The 20,376-nt window shown below is 44.7% G+C and carries 14 protein-coding genes and 1 pseudogene; 4 read left to right on the top strand and 11 right to left on the bottom strand.

Annotated elements, in window-relative coordinates:
• Positions 1-29 precede the first annotated feature (29 nt).
• From J4864_RS11845 to J4864_RS09450, 4 genes and pseudogenes are all read right to left on the bottom strand, one after another.
• A complete protein-coding gene (locus tag J4864_RS11845) occupies positions 30-467 on the bottom strand; it encodes a hypothetical protein (protein ID WP_246479443.1) in 438 nt (145 codons plus the stop codon).
• 258 nt (positions 468-725) lie between these two features.
• Entirely contained in the window at positions 726-1,142 is a 417-nt protein-coding gene (locus J4864_RS09460) for a hypothetical protein (RefSeq protein ID WP_211814695.1), read from the bottom strand.
• A complete protein-coding gene (locus tag J4864_RS09455; RefSeq protein WP_246479442.1) occupies positions 1,139-1,582 on the bottom strand; it encodes a tyrosine-type recombinase/integrase in 444 nt (147 codons plus the stop codon). Before J4864_RS09455 ends, J4864_RS09460 begins: the two co-directional genes overlap by 4 nt.
• Before the next feature lie 50 nt (positions 1,583-1,632).
• Positions 1,633-2,505 (bottom strand): annotated as a pseudogene (locus J4864_RS09450) (phage integrase SAM-like domain-containing protein); the annotation flags it as partial.
• Between the two features lie 3,326 nt (positions 2,506-5,831).
• Between J4864_RS09450 and J4864_RS09445 the strand changes: the two are divergent.
• A complete protein-coding gene (locus J4864_RS09445; protein ID WP_211814693.1) occupies positions 5,832-6,314 on the top strand; it encodes a pyridoxamine 5'-phosphate oxidase family protein in 483 nt (160 codons plus the stop codon).
• 182 nt (positions 6,315-6,496) lie between these two features.
• Here the strand turns inward: J4864_RS09445 and J4864_RS09440 are convergent, their stop codons facing one another.
• The 5 genes from J4864_RS09440 to J4864_RS09425 all read right to left on the bottom strand — a co-directional run bounded on the left by J4864_RS09440 (position 6,497) and on the right by J4864_RS09425 (position 9,950).
• Positions 6,497-7,138, bottom strand: a complete 642-nt coding sequence (locus tag J4864_RS09440; RefSeq protein ID WP_211814692.1) for a hypothetical protein — start codon at positions 7,136-7,138, stop codon at positions 6,497-6,499.
• A 147-nt stretch (positions 7,139-7,285) separates the two neighbouring features.
• Positions 7,286-7,510 carry a hypothetical protein gene (locus tag J4864_RS09435; RefSeq protein ID WP_211814691.1) on the bottom strand — a complete coding sequence of 75 codons (225 nt, stop codon included), beginning with the start codon at positions 7,508-7,510 and terminating at the stop codon, positions 7,286-7,288.
• Between the two features lie 108 nt (positions 7,511-7,618).
• Entirely contained in the window at positions 7,619-8,281 is a 663-nt protein-coding gene (locus J4864_RS09430) for a ParA family protein (protein ID WP_007367023.1), read from the bottom strand.
• A 616-nt stretch (positions 8,282-8,897) separates the two neighbouring features.
• Positions 8,898-9,023, bottom strand: coding sequence for a hypothetical protein (locus tag J4864_RS11895; RefSeq protein ID WP_262897213.1), 126 nt, complete (start codon positions 9,021-9,023; stop codon positions 8,898-8,900).
• 234 nt (positions 9,024-9,257) lie between these two features.
• The gene (locus J4864_RS09425; RefSeq protein ID WP_211814690.1) at positions 9,258-9,950 is read right to left on the bottom strand and encodes a hypothetical protein; all 693 of its coding nucleotides are present in this window, start codon (positions 9,948-9,950) and stop codon (positions 9,258-9,260) included.
• 3,538 nt (positions 9,951-13,488) lie between these two features.
• Here J4864_RS09425 and J4864_RS09420 point away from each other — a divergent pair.
• Genes J4864_RS09420 through J4864_RS09410 form a run of 3 tightly spaced genes read left to right on the top strand, consistent with a single transcriptional unit; the run spans position 13,489 to position 16,315 of the window.
• A complete protein-coding gene (locus tag J4864_RS09420) occupies positions 13,489-14,718 on the top strand; it encodes a site-specific integrase (protein ID WP_211814689.1) in 1,230 nt (409 codons plus the stop codon).
• Positions 14,719-14,729: 11 nt separating this feature from the next.
• On the top strand, positions 14,730-15,974 hold the full coding sequence (locus tag J4864_RS09415) for a site-specific integrase (protein ID WP_211814688.1): 1,245 nt from the start codon (positions 14,730-14,732) through the stop codon (positions 15,972-15,974).
• Positions 15,971-16,315 carry a hypothetical protein gene (locus J4864_RS09410; RefSeq protein ID WP_211814687.1) on the top strand — a complete coding sequence of 115 codons (345 nt, stop codon included), beginning with the start codon at positions 15,971-15,973 and terminating at the stop codon, positions 16,313-16,315. Before J4864_RS09415 ends, J4864_RS09410 begins: the two co-directional genes overlap by 4 nt.
• A 429-nt stretch (positions 16,316-16,744) precedes the next feature.
• Here the strand turns inward: J4864_RS09410 and J4864_RS09405 are convergent, their stop codons facing one another.
• Entirely contained in the window at positions 16,745-17,932 is a 1,188-nt protein-coding gene (locus tag J4864_RS09405; RefSeq protein ID WP_211814686.1) for a YncE family protein, read from the bottom strand.
• Between the two features lie 27 nt (positions 17,933-17,959).
• The gene (locus tag J4864_RS09400; protein ID WP_211814685.1) at positions 17,960-20,374 is read right to left on the bottom strand and encodes a TonB-dependent receptor; all 2,415 of its coding nucleotides are present in this window, start codon (positions 20,372-20,374) and stop codon (positions 17,960-17,962) included.
• Between the last annotated feature and the right edge of the window lie 2 nt (positions 20,375-20,376).

The raw sequence follows: 20,376 nt of genomic DNA, 5'->3' as shown, positions 1-20,376 counted from the left end.
AACGAGTAGAACACCCCGAATGGTAACATTCAAACTCTCTGTTTATGGTTTTCATTCTCCATTTTACGCATATTAGGAGCAAAACAGCTTAAAGATATGTTCAAAGAAGGCAACGAAGGGTGTTCTTGTACGACGTATAAACCACCCGATTTTAGTTCTATCTCTACATCATAGTCGAACATTTTCTGCGAGCTATACCCTCGAGGCACCGATGTTCGCTCCCAAACCACAAAGTTAATTTTATGCTTTCCTGGTGGCACCAAGCATTTGCCCGAAACAGAAAATATATTCATTTGCTTTCCAACCAATAATATAATATCATCGAACAGCTGCGGACGTTCTACACAAGACTTAAATGCTGCTTTATAACTAATTTTTAGCGTAGCCGTGTCTGTTTGCCCACAAATAGAGCTTAGTTTAAACACGGCAGCTAAAAATATGAGTATTATTTTGTATCTATATTTCATAGGTGTTTTATTGCATAACGTAATTGTGTACTATATGACTGCAAAAATACATAATTTATTCCAACCCCCACAAATTCCAGATTAAAATAATATGTTTAAAGGACAACTATATTGTAGCCTGTAGTTCTATGGTAGTAATAGTAAGGACTTCCAACTAACTACAATGTAAACCTTTCTTTTTCAATACATTATCCCTTAATGTAGTTATGTAGTAAGATATAATCGGTGAAAGAAAAAGGAAAGATAAGAAATAATCAATTAGTTATTCGTGTTACCGGACAGAAATATCGGTGTTATCACGGATGCAGGTTTCTTCAATCTCTGACAGATATACTCTCTAAATAAATGGGCTTCCGCGCTGTCCAACTGAAAAGACAGGGCGATGATGACAGGAAGCGGATAGAGCGGAGCATAACCTTTTAGTTGTTCGTTGATTATGACTTCCTCCTCACCTGCAACCCTCTCATCGGGATGCAGGTTAGGGGATTTCATTACCGTTTGCAGTCTGTGGTTGAGTTTACTCCACGTTACGCCGAAGAACCTTGCAAGTTCTCCTTCCGCCATAGCGATTTCGCCATTCCCCTTGCGAACGACCTGTATTTCATCAGTCCAATCGAAATAACTACGCTGATTGTTTACGCTTATTTTTCTTTTGGGATTATTGATAGCCTTCATGCTGTTTCCTCCATTTTATGAGTTATTACATTTTCCGAAAGTTCACCAGCCTCTCTCTTGGCAGTTTCTTTCTCCTTTGCTGATTGCTTGGCAATAAGCCTGTCCATATCCTCGGAAATCTTGTTGTCCGTTATCTGCGCATGGATCTGCGTGCTTGATATGGAAGCGTGTCCCATCATCTTGGCTATACTCTCAATGGGGATTCCTGCATTGAGTGTCATGGTGCCGAAAGTATGCCTTCCCATGTGGAACGACAACCGTTCCTTAATGCCGCAAGCCTTGCCCACAATGCTAAGTCTGTCGTTTATCACGCTCCGGCTGCATTCATGGGGGAAGACAAGGCTGTCGCCTTTTTCTTTCACCGTCTGCTGTTCTTCGTTTCTTGCCAGCTCTTTCCTATAATAGTTGATGATAGCTTCCGCTATGGGATGTAACGGCACGACAAACTCAGCCTTTGTCTTCTGACGCTCCTTGCGTATATATCTCTGTCCGTCTTGTGGCGGTTGAACTTCAACCATAAACTTCCCTCGTCATCACGGAAAAGATGCTTCTTGCCAAGTCCCATCAAATCACAATAAGCAGCACCTGTATAACAGGCAAAGAGGAAAATATCCCTTGCCGTTTCCATATCCTCCTCCAAGTCCTCAAAGTTGAGAGCCTTCAATTTGTCTAATGCTTCCTTGTCCAATGCTTTGGGCAGTCTCTTGCCGCCCTTGCAGATTTTGGCTTTGTCAAATAGAAGTACATCAGCCAATCCCTCACGGTAAGCCAACCTGCATACCGTCTTCAAATGCGTGGCTGCATTATAGAATGTGCTTTCTTGAAAACCGCACTCACCTAAGAAATACTGCCCAAACTCATAGATAAAGTTCTCTGTGAGCTGTGAGAAAGCCAAGTCTGTTACCTTGTATTTCCGTTGAATAAACTTCTGCAAATGAATTCGGGTAGAGTGATAGCCGTGTATGGCTCCTTCCTTGATGTCTATACCAATATGGCTTTCCTTCTCCTTAATGAGCATGTCCAGCCTTTCAATGAGCATGCATCGTGTCTGTACGCTCCCTTGGAACAGCTCTTTCACATCGGCTGCATCAAATGGGCAACCTTTGGATAGCAGAGATTGATAAGCTGACTGAACAGACAACAGCAGATTTTCCAATTTACCGTTTATCTCCACCGCCTCACGACTCTTACCGTCCATTCTGCTCTCTCGTGAATTCCACAAGTCGGGGTTGCAGGAGAATTTACAACTGAACTGTGCAATACTCCTTCCAAGTGTGATACGTCCCATGATGGGAGCCTTGCCCGACTTGTCAAGACCGCTCTTTTTGAGGTAAAGCAACACCTTCATTTTCTCTTGTTTCATACGCTTTGATGTTTTGTGGCAAAATTACCAATTTCAAAGCGTTCCTCACTTATGCAGAAAACTGCCGACCATAGCAACAGCCACACGAGCGAAAATAATTCAGTTACCGAACATTACTTCATCGTTACCTATGACGAAATCGGGTAACGCTTTGGTAACTGAACTTCTGCCTAAATCTGCATATTACTGCCCTATATGAACAGAGCAGTTTTATGCAAATGACTACGTTTCCTACTCATTATCAGTAAGTTTACGCCAACTTCGATTTTTCTTCATTTTCTTTGATTAGTTGGGCGGTAAAAGGGCGTTGATTGGGCGGCAAAAGGTGCTTGGTTGGACGGCAAGAGGGCGTTGGCTGGAATACGGACAAGCATCGGCTGGAAAAAGGGCGGCCTTTCCGGAGGACAGAAAGCAGAGGAGACAGAGGGAAGCCGGAAGGAAGAAAGGGAACGGAAAAGGCGAGGACGGGAAAGAGGCTCAGGGGACTCCAGGGGGAAGAGAGGCGGATTCTGGTGAGAGAGAAGGAGGCTTTCGGGAAGGAAAGAGGGAATCTCCAGTGAAGGAATAAGGGGGGACTTTCAGGAAGGGAAGAGGGGATCCGGTGAGGGAAGAAGGGGGACTTTCAGGGAGAGAAGAGGGGATCCGGTGAAGGAATAAGGGGGACTTTCAGGAGGGGAAGAGGGAGATCCAGTGAAGGAATAAGGGGGACTTTCAGGAGGGGAAGAGGGAGATCCGGTGAGGGAATAGGGGGGCTACGGGAAAGGATTCATGTAATTTATTTTCAATATTTTCCCTATTTGTCGTTAAAGGAGGCTGCTTCCGACACTGCAGAACTTCCCTTTTCGTCGGACAGTCTTCCCCGGAATGGAATACAAGCTACTGACAATATGGTGTTTATCCACAGAAATCACACCTTGAAGAAGTCGGAGAATCCGGCCGGATTCTCCCCTACCCTCCCCCGTCCACACAGCATAGACAAAGGGGAAATGGGAGGAAACAAGCTTTTTTGTCATGATATTTCAACAAAACGACAGAGTTCCTCCCCATCTGTCGCACCCATCCTCCCAACTTGTCGGACAGGCAGACGGAACTGTTCCTCATCTGTCGCTGCCCCCTTCCCTATCTGTCGCACGCCTCTTCCCTGTCTGTCGCCGCCATGTTCCCTTCCTGTCGTCTGACAGGGTTGCAGCAGATTGGTTGACAGCAGGTTGCGGATCCCCTACTAATATCTAATAAAGATTATATAACGATATTCTAACTTGAGAAGAAGTTTTGTGTTCGGAAAGAAAACAGGATTTTCCTTCGGGGGAAGATGATTTTAAACAAAAGTTTTGGGGCGAACCTCCCTTTTTGTCGCACTTCGCTTCCGGGGGTGTCTTCCTTGTTTGCGGACAGGGATTCTGCGGTTGTCTTCCTCCTGTCCGGCAAGGCATCGTGAACCGGAGAAAAGTACAGGGAAGAGCCGGCTTAGGACATCCGTATCCTGCACGGATACAGCGGTTTAGGTTTTATCCGACAGGATCCGGTCCGAGGCCGGGAGCGGCGGCGGATGCGGGTCGTCCATAGGACGTATGATGGCGGATGCACCCGGCTGTCTGTCCGGAGACGGCTTCCGGCTGTTCCCGGTCTGTCTTTCCAGAGACGGGAAAGGGCGTTGAGTTTTTACTTCCCTATCTGTCGCACGGCCCGTATTCCCTCTGTTTTTTCCTCGTCCGTTTGCCTTCCTTTTCTGCCCGAACGCAGGGCGACAAATCAGGAACATACGGATGGGTCATCCTGATGTTTCTTCCGCATAATCCGCTTATTCACAATGATTTGTCTGCTTTATGCTTGATTTTTGATTGAGCCAAACGCTAAACTTGTCACTTTTTTGTCGCAGTTAGCTGCTATGCGCTCCGACATGGGTGCTGATTATCAACGGTTTACACGACTACAAACCTTTCTTCTGATATGTTCCCTTTTTGTCGGCCGTCTGGCGGCAGGAGACCTGCCCCTTTTTGCGTGCGTGTTTCTCCGCTCCTTGTATACCTTATATATAGCCGACTACTATATAAGTTCCCTTCTTGTCGTTGCTGCAGGGTTCGTCTCCCGGAGTTTCCTTTGGGGTATCCGGGGGCAGGACGGGAATGCCTTGCGGGTGTCTCATGGCGGTTCTGTGCCGGTCTGCCCGTTCCTGTGCTGTTACAGGCTGCGTTTGCCGGGAGGCGGGGACGGAGGCGGCCTGCGCCGGTCGGACGGTGTCTGGGGGATGTAGAGCGGTAGGTACATCTTGCGCTTCTTCTGGGACAGGGAGTGGTCAAGCAAGCCTGTTACATAATGCGGGACACTGAGAAGTGGAGAAAAGAAAGGAAGAAAACTATCCCGGAGGTACCGGCGGTAAAAAAAGAGTGACAGAGGGGGTACGGGGTTCTTTTATTTTCGTGGCAAACGCCATTCATGATTCTCACCGGCGAATGCTCCGGTAAAGCTCTCAGATGGCCTCTGCTGCAAGCGCCGCCGGTGCCTCCGTAATAGGATTTTGCCTTCATTCACTCCCTGCCTCTGTGTGATGTTTCATCAAGGTCATCAGCTCACGAGACAGCCCCCATCACTCCAAATCCGTGATGCCCCGTCTTGTTTCTGCTGTGTGTGTGGCGGGACACCTGTCCGTAGGAATACCGGGGGATGGTGTCGGGTCGTTGCAGCGGGCGGCTTTCCTGTGCTGTTGTATGAAAATCGGAGAGGCAGGAAGCGGGACGTTGGCAGACTCATTAAAATCTGCCAACGCCTCGGTGCTGTTGTATGAAAATCGGAGAGGCAGGAAGCGGGGGCGGTTGTGGGCGGATGGGCTGCGGAAATGTGATGGGCGGCTGACCCGTCTGCTGGGAAGCGTGTGTATTTCGGGAAATTCTGTTGGATAATCGGATACATTCTGTATGGGAAATGTCATTTCTTTTCGTTCTGCATAACATGGATTTTCGGTTTCTACTGACATTTCCCTGTTGGTCCAGAGACTTGGATTCTATTAAATTAACGTCTTTGTCGATAAAATTGACAGTCTGTAACCTAATAAAAGTTAAAGAAATCGTTGGATACAAAAAAAGTCCTGTTCAATATTCGCTTTTTTCAGGAAAACCCTTTATCTTTGCATCAAGTTTTTTTAGTGGTTAATTTAGTTTTAGTATTTAAACCTTGGGTGATGTGAATCAGTCAAGGTTCTTTTTTTGTGTTGATGGGAAGACTGAAGACGGAAAGGTACGGCTGTCTGTTTGTCGTCTTTTTTCGCAATCGCACACGAGCGCGCCTGCCCATCGGTGATTTGTGTTTTCCATAAAATGATGAACAAAATGAAATATGTGAATGAACGCGTCCGCAGACAGGATCGTCTGCTGGACGAGGCACGTGCCCTGGAGCTGCTGCGCGAGGGCGAGTATGGCGTGCTGAGCATGGTATCGGAAGGGGGCGGCTATGGCATTCCCGTGAATTTCGTGTGGGACGGCGCCCACAGTGTCTACATCCACTGTGCGCCGGCGGGCCGCAAGCTGGAGGCCATCGAGCAGAACCCGAAGGTGTCGCTCTGCATCATCGGCAACGTGCATCTGCTGCCCCGAAATTTCACGACGGAGTATGAGAGTGCGATTTTCTTCGGCGAGGCGCACATCCACCTCAGCGACGAAGAGAAGATGCGAGCCCTGCACCTGCTTATCGACAAGCTGTCGGCCGACTTCAAGGAAATCGGCGACAAATATGCACACAAGAGCTTCCACCGGGTGGAGATCATCCGGGTGGACTTCACGGAGTTCAGCGGGAAGCGGAAGAAGGTGCATTGAGGGAGGGGACTCCACAACCCCCCTCAGCGGGGGATGGGCAGGTGCGGATAAGCGTGGATAGGCGGTAACAGGCGTTACCGCCCCGCTACTTCCGTGCGGCGAATCCCCTCCGCTGGAGGGGGCTGGGAAGGCTGTCGCTTCTCAGACGGCTTGGGGAGGCTTTCTTTTCGGGAGGCCTTCCCTTACAGCAGGCTTTCTCCGAAGATGGCGTTCTTGATGTCTTTCTCGTGTTCGAAGACGAAGCGGGCGACGATGGCACTGAGCAGTGCCGTGGAGGGCAGCTTGACGCTTGTGGCCGACTTGAGGCGGTCGAGGACACCCTTGAGGTCGGAATCGATGTAGACGGTTGCCAGTCGGGAGTCGCGTGCCTTGTAGTCGCGTGCCAGGTCGAGGAAGATCTGCCAGCTGTCTTCACCGCTGTCCTTCGCCAGGGAATATTCGCGGGCGAGCTGCCTGCCCTCTGCCTTGGGGAGCTTCTTTGCGGCGGGTGCCGTGCGGTTCTTTCTGTCGGAAGCCTCCTGCTTGGGGCTGACGTGTCCGAACCGGCTGGTCTGTGGTGTCTGCCGGGCGGTACTGCGTTCGTACTCGTAGTCCGTCTGCTGCCGTTCCGGCTCTGCCGGGGCGGATGAGTGCCGGCCGTCGTCTTCTGTTTCCGGTAGTGCGACGTCTTCCTGCACGGACAGTTCGTCCTGTTCGTCCTGTTCGTCCGTATCTTGCGGTTCTATCTCTGCCGCAGGTGCATTTACATTTCCTCTCTGCACACTGTGCGTCAGGTTGGTCAGCCCTGCCGGCATGACAACCTTCGTTTTCTTTTTCTTCACCATATCTTTGATTTGAGATTTGAGGTTTGAGGTTTGAGGTTTTCCCTTTCCCCCTTTTTCCTCTCTGTTGTTCGACCTTTGAGGTTTATCTCCCCCCTTTGATTTGAGATTTGAGGTTTGAGGTTTTCCCTTTCCCTCTTTTCCTCTCTGTTATTCGACCTTTGAGGTTTCCCTCCCCCTTTGATTTGAGATTTGAGGTTTGAGGTTTTCCCTTTCCCTTTTTTCCTCTCTGTTGTTCGACCTTTGAGGTATGGGCTTATCCTTTTGGGCTTTACCTTTGGAGTTTGAGCTTGGAGCTTTGAAGTCCGGTTTTTTCCTTAAAGCCTGCCAGCCGGGATTACCATCTTCAGCTTGGGATGTTGATTTTTCGGTCATCCGAATCCGTTCAGCGTTTGGCTGCCGTTTTTTCGTCGGTGCATACAGGGGCATCCCGCTGTTCACTCCCCTCTCCATTCGGAGAGGGGCCGGGGGTGAGGCTTCTTTTTATTTCATCCTTCTCAGCATGTATTCAAATGCCTTCTTGACTGCATCCCGCTGTGTTCCGAGCAGTTCGTAGGTGTTCGTCCGCTTGAGCGTGGCACGGCTGTTGACGACTGGCGTTACTTTCCCGAAGTTTCCGAACACTTCATCGGTTCTGCGCCACATTTCCTGTTCGTCGGCCGTGCCGATGCGCGGGTCGATGCGGTTGGGCACGAAGAAGAGCTGCGCCGTCATCTGCGGGTTGTGCTCGCGGAGCACGTTGAGCACCTGCACGAAGACGCCAGTCGAATCGAGTGCCTTGTCCTCGTACTCGTAGGGGCAGACGATGTAGTCGGCACCCACGAACAGCGGTGCCAGACCGTCCTCGCTGATGTTGCCCGGCGAGTCGAACAGTACGAAGCCGTCGACCTCGGATGCCGAATCGACGAGTTTCTGCATTGTCTCAACATCCGACACGTCGAAGTCCTGTATGTTGTAGGGCTCTTCTTCGCCTTCATAGATCTGCTTGTCCTTGCGGCGCTGCATGAGGATCGTCTTCTGCAGGTCGGTATCGATGATGCAGACCGACTTCCCCTTTGCTGCGAGATAGTTGGCGAAGAGAATGCATAGTGTGCTCTTCCCTACCCCACCTTTCTGGTTTGCGAAAACAACTTTCCTGTTCTTCATTATTTATATATTTATGTCTTTACGTTTCTATATTGTTATAATTCTTTTTGTTTATGTACGGCCTCTTCTTCTCTCAGGCTGGTTGAATCGGCCTTGAGATTTCTCTCTCCGTGCCTGTCTGCTCTGATCGGCGTCCGACAGTCCCGTCTTCTTCCATCTTTGTCTTGTACAGCCCGGAGCAGCCTTGCGTCTCCTTCCTTAGAACTGTTTGTTCTGATTGGCGTCCGACTGTCGTGTCCTCTTCTATCTTTTCCTTGAACAGGCCGAATTGGTCTTGAGATCTCTCTCTTTACGCCTGTTTGCTCCTGTTGGCGACAATGTGGGAAGCTGTCAATTTGACATCCGTTTTGTTTACTTTGCGTCCTTTAAGCTGTTTGTTTTTTCCTTTTTGCCTTTCTTCTGCGATTCTATTTGTCTTTTTGTCAGATTCTGACAGCTTTTTCGCCTGTGATTTCTCCGATATTCTGTCCTTTTCGGCCGTCTGCCTGTAAATATGCAAAATACAGGCTGTATTTTCTGGTGCTGCCTCGGGATGGATTAGGAGGGGTTTCTTTCCTTTTTTATCCCCCCTTCCCTGACTTCCCGCGCAGGATGCGGACTGTTTTTCCTGACCGCTTCATCGGTGGAGTAGGGCAGCTTGTAATTTTTTTTCTTGCCTTGAAAAGCTGGGGCGGTTCATCTTTCCTTCGTCCCCTTGCTTTTTTGAGATCAGGTTGATGGACTTTTTTTCTTCGTTCCCCATGCCCTTTTTAGGGGTAGGGTAGGGGATTCGGCTCTTTCCGTCGTTGCCTTCCGGAGCGCCTGAAGGTTGAACGCTCCTCTTTTATCTCCCCCTTTCGGTGAGGAGAGCAGGGCTGTTGGTTCTCTCTTTCTCTGTTTTTTTGAAGGAGGTAGAGGATGTTTTTCTCCGCTTTGCTCCTCTGGATTTTCGTGGATGCCGGGGAGTGACGGCAGGGATTTAACCGTCCGGAGTGGGCTATCCCTCCTCTGCATACATGCTCCGTCGCAGGAGTATGAAAGGAATCAGGTCGAGTGAAAAGCCTGCCAATGAGACGATTGTTCCATATTTTATGATGTCGGGCATGGATACGCCCCCCACATTGTTGTATATATAAAGGTAGACCATGTTGAGGATTGATGTCAGCAGCGGACAGAGAAGGAGCGATGCGCCATACCAGCGTATCCTTCCTGCGAAGACTGTGGCGAGTCCGATGCCCAATGTCGCCTGTATGAGGAAGGAGACGGTGTAGCAGGACAGATAGAACTGCGTAAGCAGATGAGCGGTGCTCTGGCAGACCGCATGTACCGTGTTTCCATCCGTTCCCATGACGGTCGAGGGCAGGCAGGAAGCAACGGTCATGAATGTGTCGAGCAGCATCAGGAGGATGACTCCTAATTGTAAGAAAAAATGATTTGTTTTCTTCAGTCCTCTTCGCAGTGCCTCCCACATTGCCAGTTTCGTCGCCAGCAGCAGGACTGCCTCCGCAATCTGTATTCCGGTATGGCTCTGCATGGAGGCGAATGCTTCGATGAAGAGGCTCTGTCCTTCATTGGGTGCTGCCGTCCAGTGGTCGATGAGATCTACTGCACTGAAGGCAAGGAACAGCCCCATGCTCCAGTTCAGCACCTCGTTCTGGATCCCTGAAACGGGAAATGTCTTCAACTTCATTTATATAAATATGTTTAAATGAATTCAGCTAAATGCACACATAAAAGCGTGGTTATATTTTTATGCTTGCAAATATACGCTTATTTATTGAAACACGCAAATACGTCTAAACATTTTTATTGCGAAAAATAAAAAGATAAGAAAGTAAAAGTGTTTTAAAATAATTGTCGTTTTATCCTTTAATGTATATATATAAAAATATGATTATATTTTATATAGTAATGTGTTTCCTTATTCTTTCACTTTTTGATTTTTGCTCTTCTTTTTTGATGAATATTTTATTTAATATAAATATATAAATATGCTTTATACTTTAATTTTGCTTGATCTAATGTTTTTATTTATTTGTTTATTTATTGTTTTATGTCTTTATTCTTTTATATGATTGTCTTTTTTCTATTTCTTTCCAACTACTTGCTCCCCGTGTAATTGTATTTATATATATTTATTCTTTTATTTTTCTATTCATCTATTTGTTGTCACTTTATTTTACATTTATTAGGTACTTATTTTGGTGTTTCGTTCGGTTTGTCGGTCTTCTGCAGATCGGTTTTGGACCGTGCTGCCTGTTCCCTTCCGTCTCTTTCTTCCGTAGCTTTCTTTTCTGTTTTGGGAAGTCGGGAGAAGCGGATCGATGCTGTCAGGGATAGCTCTTTGACTTCTGCCTGTGCCTTCGGTTCCCTTTCCCTGTCTGGGCACTTTCGTGCAGCCTTTTCTTTTGCGAGTATTCCGTGCTTTTCTGTATCTGTCTTGTATTCAGACAGCTGTGGTTTATTTGGTCTGGTGTTTTACCGTCGATCCCTTGTTCTGCCGTATCCCTGCTGCATCCTTGAGTCGGTGTGTCTGGTGTCTGCCGGTGGAGTGGGGTGCTATGGTCTGGTTGCAAGCTCTGCTTTTGGATCTGGCAAATGTAAGGGTGCCGTCTCGCATCGGTCCCTTTTTGGTATTTCCCTTCACCGTTCATGTTCTGTTTCCTTTTGATTTTTTTATTTTGATATATTAATATATAAAAATGGATATTATTTATTAGCAGACGTTTACCTTCTTTCCTCTTGTTCTTTCTGGATGCCGGGTGAATCTTTTTGTTTCGTTTTCTCTATCTTCAATCTGGAAGGTTCTTCAGTGTTTCTTTACGGATTTTCTTTATGCTTTCTTTGTTTGTTGTGCGTTTGTGTTCCCGATGGAATCAGTCAATCTTTCAGATCATCTTTGGTGCAAATCCACTTTGACGTTTTTATTTTCCGATGCTTTGAAGCGGAAAATATGTTTCTCTTGTGTTTGTTCTTTTTCAATTTGTGGCTCCTTCGCTTGGGTGGGCGGTTGGTTTGTGCCGGACATCGTTTGACTTCTTTTTACATAAAAATAATTTCATTTAAATAAACCTTTATTTTTTCATATAAATATTTAAAAATTTGTATTACAGATGATTGTGGCTCTCACCGTTCCTTTTTTGTATGACAGGATGTTGCTTTTCTTTGATAGAGCAAGATGTAAGTGTCCTTTTTTTCAGGCGGTTTCAGTTGTCGGTAGAGGAAGTAGTCCCAAACCGGCGGTTGATGTGTTGTCTCTTTTCTCACATTTTTTATTTTGGATTCGATGGAATGGGAGAGAACTACATATTTTGCCGTCTTGTTTCCCCACTGCTCCTCTGATGTCTGTTTCCTTTGCTTTGTTGTTTGTTTTGGACATCATGTGGTGTTGTGTTTTGTTTGCAGATGTGTGTGTCCTGCAGAAAGGTGGAGTTCTCTCTCGGGCTGGGTATTCTTATCCTCGGTCTCAGCTATCCTGGTTTTTTTTCTTTTTTTGTATGAAAATATTTTATATCTGTATTTCTCCGTTTCCCTTGTTTATCCCCTTTTTTCTTTTCTTTTCACTGTTTTTCCTGTCTTCTTGTTTTGTCAATATGCTTGGATGGTTCCTCTCTTTCTTTCAGATTTTTTTCTTGTTTTCTCTATTCCAACTTTATCTACTCCTTCTTTTTCTCAATAGTATATCTTTATATAAACATTGATTTTTGAATTTTATTTGTTTTCTCGCAATAGTATATAAAGATATAAAAAATTATTTATTTGCTTATGTGTAAGAAAATATAAATATATAAATGCTTTATGTTGTCTGTTAAAAATATGTTTATATGAAAATGCTCAAATAAAATTATATCTATATATATTTATGTGAATCTTTGAATATTTTTTAAAGTATTGAAATATTGAATCGAGTCGGCATTTAGATAGGGGGACAGATTTATAAATGTTTTTTACATATATATGTTTTTGTCCGTGACGACCATCTGTTTTTGCTCCCAAGTACGGACAGGAAGGTGCCGGACAGGGTAGACAAGACAGGTCTTAATGCGCCTTGTGAGGAAGGTGGACAACGGCGACAAAAAAGTGAAAAATGGCATTATAACAGACAAGGTAAGCATATAGTAGCCGGCAAGAGAGGTCGGGTGAAGTTCGTTGGACGACCGGAGGGTGTGCGGCTTACCAGCCGGGAGATTTGATTGCGGTCGAGTTGGGGACGGTGAGAATACGGTGTGTTTTTAGTAAATATTTTTCTTTGAAGACAAGGCTAAGGACAGAATGAGATTTTGGTGGGATGTCAGGATGAAAACGGGAGGCAGGTCAGAGGCATTTTTTAAGATGTTAGGGTGAAGATCGGAAGGCTGTTGAGAAGGAACTTGAATGGGTGTCCGGGTGGGAACCGGTGGGCGGTTCGGGTGAAATTCGGATGGGCATCAGAAGCGGAGGTGGATGGATGCCAGAGGGGTTTTATGGGATGTCAGCGTAAAATATAGATGGATGCCAAAGGAAAATATGGCGGGAAGCCAGCGTAAAATATTGATGGATGCCGAAAAAAACACGGAGGGATGCCAAAGGAAAATATGATGGGATGTCAGCGTAAAATATAGATGGATGCCAAAAGAGAATATGGAGAGGTGTCAGAGAGAAATATGGTGGAATGTCAGAGGTGAGGAGGGAGAGATGTTTGGAGGGATGTTTCAAGGGGCATAAAAAGTCAATCTGGGGTTTGTTGCTGTGCAGCAATTCTTTTTCGTGCAGGTCGGTCATTTTATCTTGCTATCTGTGGGACGGTGACAGGAATGAACCTGACTTACTGCGATGCTGATTCCCGACACCGACCGAGCTGATTCTGACACCGACCGAGCTAATGACAACAACACTCTGACTTAAGAGAATCGTGTGTCAACCAACATTGGAGTTAAGCAAATTTATTTTCAAACTGTAACTAATCAATGAAAAAGAAGAAATATCGAAATTGATGTAAACTAACTGATAATGAGGAGGAAATACACGAATTGGCATAATACTGCTCTATTTGTAAAGGGCAGAAATATGCAGATTTAGGCAGAAGTTCAGTTACCAAAGCATTACCTGATTTTGAGATAGGTAACGATGAAGTAATGTTCGGTAACTGAATTATTTTCGCTCGTGTGGCTGTTGCTGTGGTCGGCAGTTTTCTGCATAAGTGAGGAACGCTTTAATTTGGGTAACTTTGCCCATAAAAATTAAAGCGTATGAAACAAGAGAAAATGAAGGTGTTGCTCTACCTTAAAAAGAGCAGTTTGGACAAGTCGGGGAAAGTTCCGATTATGGGACGTATTACCATTGGGCGTTCCATTGCCCAGTTCAGTTGTAAACTCTCCTGCAATCCCGACTTGTGGAATTTACGTGAGAGCAGGATAGATGGCAAGAGCCGTGAGGCGGTGGAGATTAATGGGAGATTGGAGAATTTGTTGCTTTCCATTCAATCTGCCTATCAGTCGTTAATTGCCAAAGGACAGCCATTTGATGCAGCTAATGTGAAAGAACAGTTTCAAGGCAGCGTACAGGCAAGATGTATGCTCATCGAAAGGTTGGATATGCTCATCAAGGAGAAAGAAAGCCATATCGGTATAGACATCAAGGAAGAGTCTATGTCCGCCTATCATTCCACTCGGAAACGATTACAGGAGTTCATTCAGAAGAAATACCATGTTTCGGACTTGGCTTTCTCACAGTTGACAGAAAACTTCATTTACGAATTGCAAGCATTTTGTCTTGGCGAACTCGGGCATCAGCAAAGCACATTTTTCAGAGTAGCAGCCGATTTGAAGACTGTCTGCAGGCTGGCTTATCGTGAGGGGCTGGCTGATACGCTTCTGTTTGATAAAGTACATATAGAACGGGGAGACAAGAAAGCACCCAAGGCACTTGACAAAAAAGCATTGGATAAACTCAAAGCACTCCGCTTTGATGAATTGGAAGAGGAAATGGAAACAGTTCGTGATGTGTTTCTCTTCGCCTGTTATACCGGTGCAGCCTATTGTGATTTGATGGAACTAAGCAAGAAGCATCTTGTCCGTGATGATGCAGGCAGTTTGTGGTTGAAGTTCAACAGACAAAAGACGGGTGTACTTTGTCGTATCAAACTATTGCCGGAAGCAGTTCGGTTAATTGAGAAAATGCACAGCGATGAAAGGGAAGTACTACTGCCTTTCATAAAATATCCCACTTATCAGTCCTGTCTCAAAGCCTTGCGATTACGGGCAGGTATTTCTTTTCCCTTTACCTCGCATACCGCAAGACATACCTTTGCCACGCTTATCACCTTGGAACAGGGCGTTCCTATTGAAACGGTCAGCAAGATGCTGGGACATACGAATGTAAGTATGACCGAACGTTATGCGAAGGTTACGCCGCAGAAACTCTTTGAGGAGTTTAACCGTTTCCTCTCTTTCACCGAAGATTTACGTTTAACCATATAAAGATAGCCATTATGAGAAGTACATTCAAGATGCTGTTCTATATCAACAGGCAGAAAACAAAGGCAGACGGCAAGACAGCCATTCTCTGCCGTATCACCATAGATGGGAAGAGTTCCGCCATAACCACAGGCGAGGAATGCCTGCCGACAGAGTGGAACGCCAAACAAGGACAGACTACCGACAAAAGAATAAACAAAAAGCTTACAGAGTTCAGAGAGCTTGTAGAAAAGACCTATCAGGAGATATTGATAAAGGACGGAGTGGTAAGCGTGGAACTGCTCAAGAACCGTTTGCAGGGGATAGCCACCATGCCGACAACACTTCTTGCCATGAGCAAAGCAGAACTGCAATCCGTTAAAGAGTGCGTGGGCAAATCGAGAGTTGAGGGAACCTATCAGAATCTTCTCTATTCAGATAAGTTACTTACGGAGTTTGTAAAGGATAAGGGAATGACGGATATAGTCATAGCCACTATAACGGAAGACTTGTTTGAAGAATACCGTTTCTATCTGAAAAGGCGAGGTTTGGCAACAGCAACCATGAATCGCTATCTTTGTTGGCTGAGTAGGCTGATGTATCGTGCGGTCAGTCAAAGGCTCATCCGCTGTAATCCTTTTGAGAATGCCAAGTATGAGAAAGCGGAACAGAAGATACGCTTTCTGCAAAAGAGCGATGTTGCCAAACTCATGGCATTGAGAGTAATTGATAAGGAAGCAGAACGGGCAAGACGAATGTTTATCTTTTCTTGTTTTACAGGTTTGGCTATTGCTGATATGGAACATTTGCAATCGGGACACATTCAAACGGCAGCCGACGGACAGAAATATATCCGAAAGGAACGGCAGAAGACAAAGGTGGAGTTTATTGTGCCCCTGCACCCGATAGCGGAAGCCATCATCAATCAATGCAAGAAAGAACAACCGAGTATGAAAGAAATGCAGACGGTGAAAGGAAAAGGCGACGACTTTATCTTTCACTGTGCTTGTAGCCGTAGCGTGATGAGTGCAAAGCTGAGCATCGTGGGCAAGGCTTGCGGTATCAGAGAGCGGTTGTCCTACCACATGGCAAGGCACACGTTCGGCACGCTGAGTTTAAGTGCAGGAATACCTATCGAAAGCATTGCCAAGATGATGGGGCACGCCTCTATATCCAGTACTCAAATCTATGCACAGGTGACAGACAATAAGATTTCGGAGGATATGGATAGGTTGATAAGGAAACATCAAAAAGAAGAAACAAAGGAGGAAGCCGTATGAATGTCAATCATCATCAAACAAAAGGAGACCGCAGCTATTTCGAGTGGGGCGATAATATGCAAATCATTCGCAAAGGCAAAGGTGATATAGCCATGACCGAGAGTGAGCTCGTTGGTTTCTTCGGTGTAACATGGAGGAAACTCAATTATCGATTGCAACTGCTTCTGAAAACATATCCCCTACAATCCGAAGAAAGGGCCGCAGGGGAGGTGGAAGTCTACGTGAACGGACTGTTAAAAGGATATGCTCCGCTTTATCCGCTCACAATCATCATCGCTTTGTCTTATCAATTGGACAGCATGGAAGCACACTTCTTCAGGAAACATGTATGTCAGAGATAGCAGAAACCTACATCCATAATAACACCGATATTCTTAATAGGAAAGACGGATACCTGATGATTATATTTTCTTTTTCTTTCATTGATTATATCTTACTACATAACTACAATAAGGTATAATACGTTGAAAGAAAAAGGATTAAAAATTTTTATTGATATACGAATATTCTTTCAATTATTTACTACGCTACTACAAAAGAAAGATTTTTATTAAAACAGAATTGACAGTGTATAAAAACTAAAAGCACAACCATGAGAATTTATAGTTTATAACACATAAACTAAAAGAGCCGTATCAAACCCTATAATGAGTAACGATACAGCTCTTTTCCTTGTTTTGAGGAGGTTAAAGTTTCTAATCAAGAAGTTCACATTCTTTTAGATGTTGGGTTATGTCCCAATAAATATCATAAGTAATATTCTATTACAACTATTTAAGCTCATGCAACATATAGGGTGCTCCGGAAACCTTTACCTTCAATTTTTCATAGCTTCCATCATCCATGTGATAGACAGAGTAGCCCATGCCTTGGTCTGTTGACATGCCGAAGATGATATTATTGCCAGACTTGCAGATGGATGTGGCCCAGCCTACAGTTCCAGAAAAATCCATCTTCTTGCAAGTCTTATTGTATAGATTAATTTCAAAGGCTTGAAATGATTTGTCATGAACGTAGTCAGGTGGATTGCTTGCCGCTCCGGGAATGTTAAGGTATCCATAAACCTTTCCGTTTCCACCATACACTTTATTATAAGCATACGATGTTCTGTTCCCCTTTACTCCTTCTAAGTTTACGTCTGCAAGGGTGAAGCAATATGAGTTGTCAAAGTCTTGCTCCCCTTTCTTAATGCGCAAGAATCCTTCTTTGACCCCAGGCTGGTATCCAAACATTGCAACGCAATAGAAATAGATGTCACCCTTCTCGTCCACGAATGGGTCCCCAGCGGGGGTCATAGAGGAGGCCATTGTAGCACGAGGGTCACTAATCATTTTGATGGGCTTATCGGTTTTGGTATCTATTAAGGCTATATGTGCTCCCTTCTCGCATGAGTAGGCAGACTTTAACTGGCAGAGCGTCACGTATAAGATGCCGTCTCTGATGATGGAAGCACATGGTTCAGGATTATTGTCGCCAGCCAACTTCCCCAAGGAATAGCCAGATAAATCTATTTCTCCTGTTTTTGTCATGGAGGACGGATCTATAATCCACACCTTTCCTAATCCAAGACAAGAAACGTAGGCTTTCTTCTCGGATAAGAATGTGATGTATGTGGCCTTTGCACCACTTGGAAATAGCATGGTGTTTCCTTCTTGAACAAGGATTCCACCCTTAGGGATGTACTTGTAGAGGTGTTCTGTGTCTGTCACATATATCTTATTTTTATACACGAATGTGAATGCCCCCTTCGGAAGCACTAATGCGTTGTCTGTATTGAGTGAACCAACACTCAAATCCTTGAACAGGCTAATATATGTGTTTTCTCCGATGTTTACGCTGTGTACAAATCCTACTTCAGATTTTGTAGAGGGAGGAAAGTCCGGAGAGTCCTTTCCGCATGAGGTGAGACCTACAAGAGATAGCAACACAAGGGTTGCAATTAAAAAATAATGTTTCATTTTATTTGTTTTTAAATTGGTAATATATTACAAACTCATTGCTCCGCCCGATGTTTTGTCGCGGAACAGATTAAAACGCAATTTTGTTTTAAAAGTGCGTCCTTGCAGTGGCATCTTGAATTCCATATAGTTCTCCTTGTCAAAGATGTTCTCAACTTCGAAACTCAATGAAATGTTGTTGTGCCAAAAGGATTGTTGAAGGCCTATGGTAAACACATCGTTGGAGGGGATAATCCATTTTTTACGCTGGTCGGACAGTGTGCTCATTTGCCATCCCCAATCGAATTCTCCGACATGGGACACATCCATATAAATTCTAGATAGTTCATTTCGCCCCAACAAATTTTCTGCATGATACTCCAAACCATAGTTGAAATAGAAAGACGGTATGTTGGGTACATGTTTATTATATGTGGGATTATCCGTCCCTTTTGCATCGTTTAACCATTTCTGCCGGTCTCGAATGTCCTGTAGTGTAAGATTGAAATATGTATAGATGTTTGGTGTCACGTCTACTTTCAAATCGGTATCAAATCCCATCGTGCTCGTCTTTCCCAAGTTTGTGTAGATGGAACGGATATCAGCGGGGAAAAGCCTTATCATATTTTGGATATACATGTAATAGAAGTTTGTTTCCCACTGCATGCGGGTAAGTCCCATCACATTTCTTGTATCTATGATGGTTCCAACGTTCAGGTTGTCTCCAATTTCAGGCAGTAAGTTCACTGATGGCTTGATGCTCATTCCGTTACCGAAAAGTTCTCCTGTGTCCGGGAGTCTCACATTGTGTGAAAACGAGAACTTTCCCCTCACGCCTTTCCAAAACTCATAGCTCACTCCCTCACTAAATCCGTAGTACGTTTTGTTCACACTTGTCTGTTTGGGAGCTGATGCATCTTTCATTTGGGCTTTCGACAAGGCATCGCTTGTTCTAAAGATTTTTGACTTCAGATAGTAAATGCTTATCGTCAAGGAATTCTGAAAACGATGATTGGAAGAGGCATACAAATGACAGAGTCCGATATTGTTTGAAATCATTTTGCTGGGAAACGAGCTAGGATCGAACCCGAGATAGTCATTCATGCGTTCATCTTTAGGACGGTAGTCCGAAAGAGCAAGTTGATCATTTATGTTGAATGTATGTTGTCCAAATGTATATTTTAAATTAAATTTGTTTCGTAATTCAAATTGCCGGTTATGGGATTCATTAAGAAGATTGTCTTCTGTTTCCCCCATTGCCTGAGTGATGGTTCCATCCCATTGTCTTCTTGTTGTTGTTGTGTCTATCAGACTCGTTTGTATAATAGGAATAACAAGGGATGATTTCATTTCCAAACCTTTAAAGATGAAGTCGTCTTTTTCTATATGCAAAGTGGGCATTATATTAAAGCCTTTCATATAGGCATGCTGCGAATCAAAGTTAAGAGACTGTATACCTTTTTTATTTCTGTAGAAGGCGCATTCCAAATCCAGTTTATCGAAGTATAGCTTTCTAAAACCAATGCCGACATGATAGAAGTCTGCGTCATAATAGTCATTATTTCGTCTTACCTTTCTGTATTCTGAGACTGGCAGGTTTGTTTCGAATACTGGCCATGACATCGTGTAGTTGTTCTTGGATTTATTCTTAAAGAAAGCAACATTAAATAATATGCCTGACTTTGCAAAAAGCTTTTGAGCACTTGCAAGTGTCTTGGATGTTCCGAATGATGCCAATTCCTGCGTGAATCCTACTAAGTCGCATTCATCCTCCCGTGTCACAATATTGATGGCTCCTCCTAATCCGTCGCCTCCATATTCTGCAGGCACAATACCCTTGTACACCTCTATATATTTGATCACATCTATTGGAATATCGTTGATGTCGAAAGAACCATCAGGACTGTTGAGTGGAAAACCATTAATATATACGGCGACACGCTTACCTTCTAAACCATGTACAGATATGCGCGACGCACTTCCCAATCCGCCTGTCTTTCTTACTTTGATGCCAGACGTGCGTGTAAGAATTTCTTCTATACCGCTTGAACGTCCCCGCAGCTTGGATCCGTCCACTACGGTTACAGCCATAGGACTTTGCCGAATGCGGTTTATTTCCGCCTGCTGGGAAGATCCCCTCACCACAACTTCGTTAAGGACGTTCGCTGATGATTCTAAGAAAAAGTCTTTTGTGATATTGCCGTTTAACACAATGACTTGTCTTACTCGTTTATATCCAACAAATGAAACCTCAACAATACATGTTCCATTTGAGGGAATGTCAATTTGATAATTGCCTGTCTTGTCAGAAACTGTTTTCTGTTTTGTATTTTTGATTGATATGTATGCCCCAGATATGGGAAGTCCTGTTTCTTTATCTATGATTTTCCCACGTAATATATTTTGGGCAGACAAAACTGTTGTACACAAACACAGTATCGTTACGATGAATAATCTGTTCATAA

Source organism: Prevotella multiformis, from assembly GCF_018127985.1.
Lineage (GTDB): Bacteria > Bacteroidota > Bacteroidia > Bacteroidales > Bacteroidaceae > Prevotella > Prevotella multiformis.
This window is presented reverse-complemented; position numbering and strand designations above follow the sequence as displayed.

Bases quoted from the DNA above. Each gene is read 5' to 3' on its own strand.
- J4864_RS09440 (WP_211814692.1), bottom strand. From the start codon at position 7,138: ATGGTGAAGAAAAAGAAAACGAAGGTTGTCATGCCGGCAGGGCTGACC.
- J4864_RS11845 (WP_246479443.1), bottom strand. From the start codon at position 467: ATGAAATATAGATACAAAATAATACTCATATTTTTAGCTGCCGTGTTT.
- J4864_RS09460 (WP_211814695.1), bottom strand. From the start codon at position 1,142: ATGAAGGCTATCAATAATCCCAAAAGAAAAATAAGCGTAAACAATCAG.
- J4864_RS09410 (WP_211814687.1), top strand. From the start codon at position 15,971: ATGAATGTCAATCATCATCAAACAAAAGGAGACCGCAGCTATTTCGAG.
- J4864_RS09405 (WP_211814686.1), bottom strand. From the start codon at position 17,932: ATGAAACATTATTTTTTAATTGCAACCCTTGTGTTGCTATCTCTTGTA.
- J4864_RS09415 (WP_211814688.1), top strand. From the start codon at position 14,730: ATGAGAAGTACATTCAAGATGCTGTTCTATATCAACAGGCAGAAAACA.
- J4864_RS11895 (WP_262897213.1), bottom strand. From the start codon at position 9,023: ATGGGGAACGAAGAAAAAAAGTCCATCAACCTGATCTCAAAAAAGCAA.
- J4864_RS09435 (WP_211814691.1), bottom strand. From the start codon at position 7,510: ATGACCGAAAAATCAACATCCCAAGCTGAAGATGGTAATCCCGGCTGG.
- J4864_RS09420 (WP_211814689.1), top strand. From the start codon at position 13,489: ATGAAACAAGAGAAAATGAAGGTGTTGCTCTACCTTAAAAAGAGCAGT.
- J4864_RS09400 (WP_211814685.1), bottom strand. From the start codon at position 20,374: ATGAACAGATTATTCATCGTAACGATACTGTGTTTGTGTACAACAGTT.
- J4864_RS09445 (WP_211814693.1), top strand. From the start codon at position 5,832: ATGAAATATGTGAATGAACGCGTCCGCAGACAGGATCGTCTGCTGGAC.
- J4864_RS09430 (WP_007367023.1), bottom strand. From the start codon at position 8,281: ATGAAGAACAGGAAAGTTGTTTTCGCAAACCAGAAAGGTGGGGTAGGG.
- J4864_RS09425 (WP_211814690.1), bottom strand. From the start codon at position 9,950: ATGAAGTTGAAGACATTTCCCGTTTCAGGGATCCAGAACGAGGTGCTG.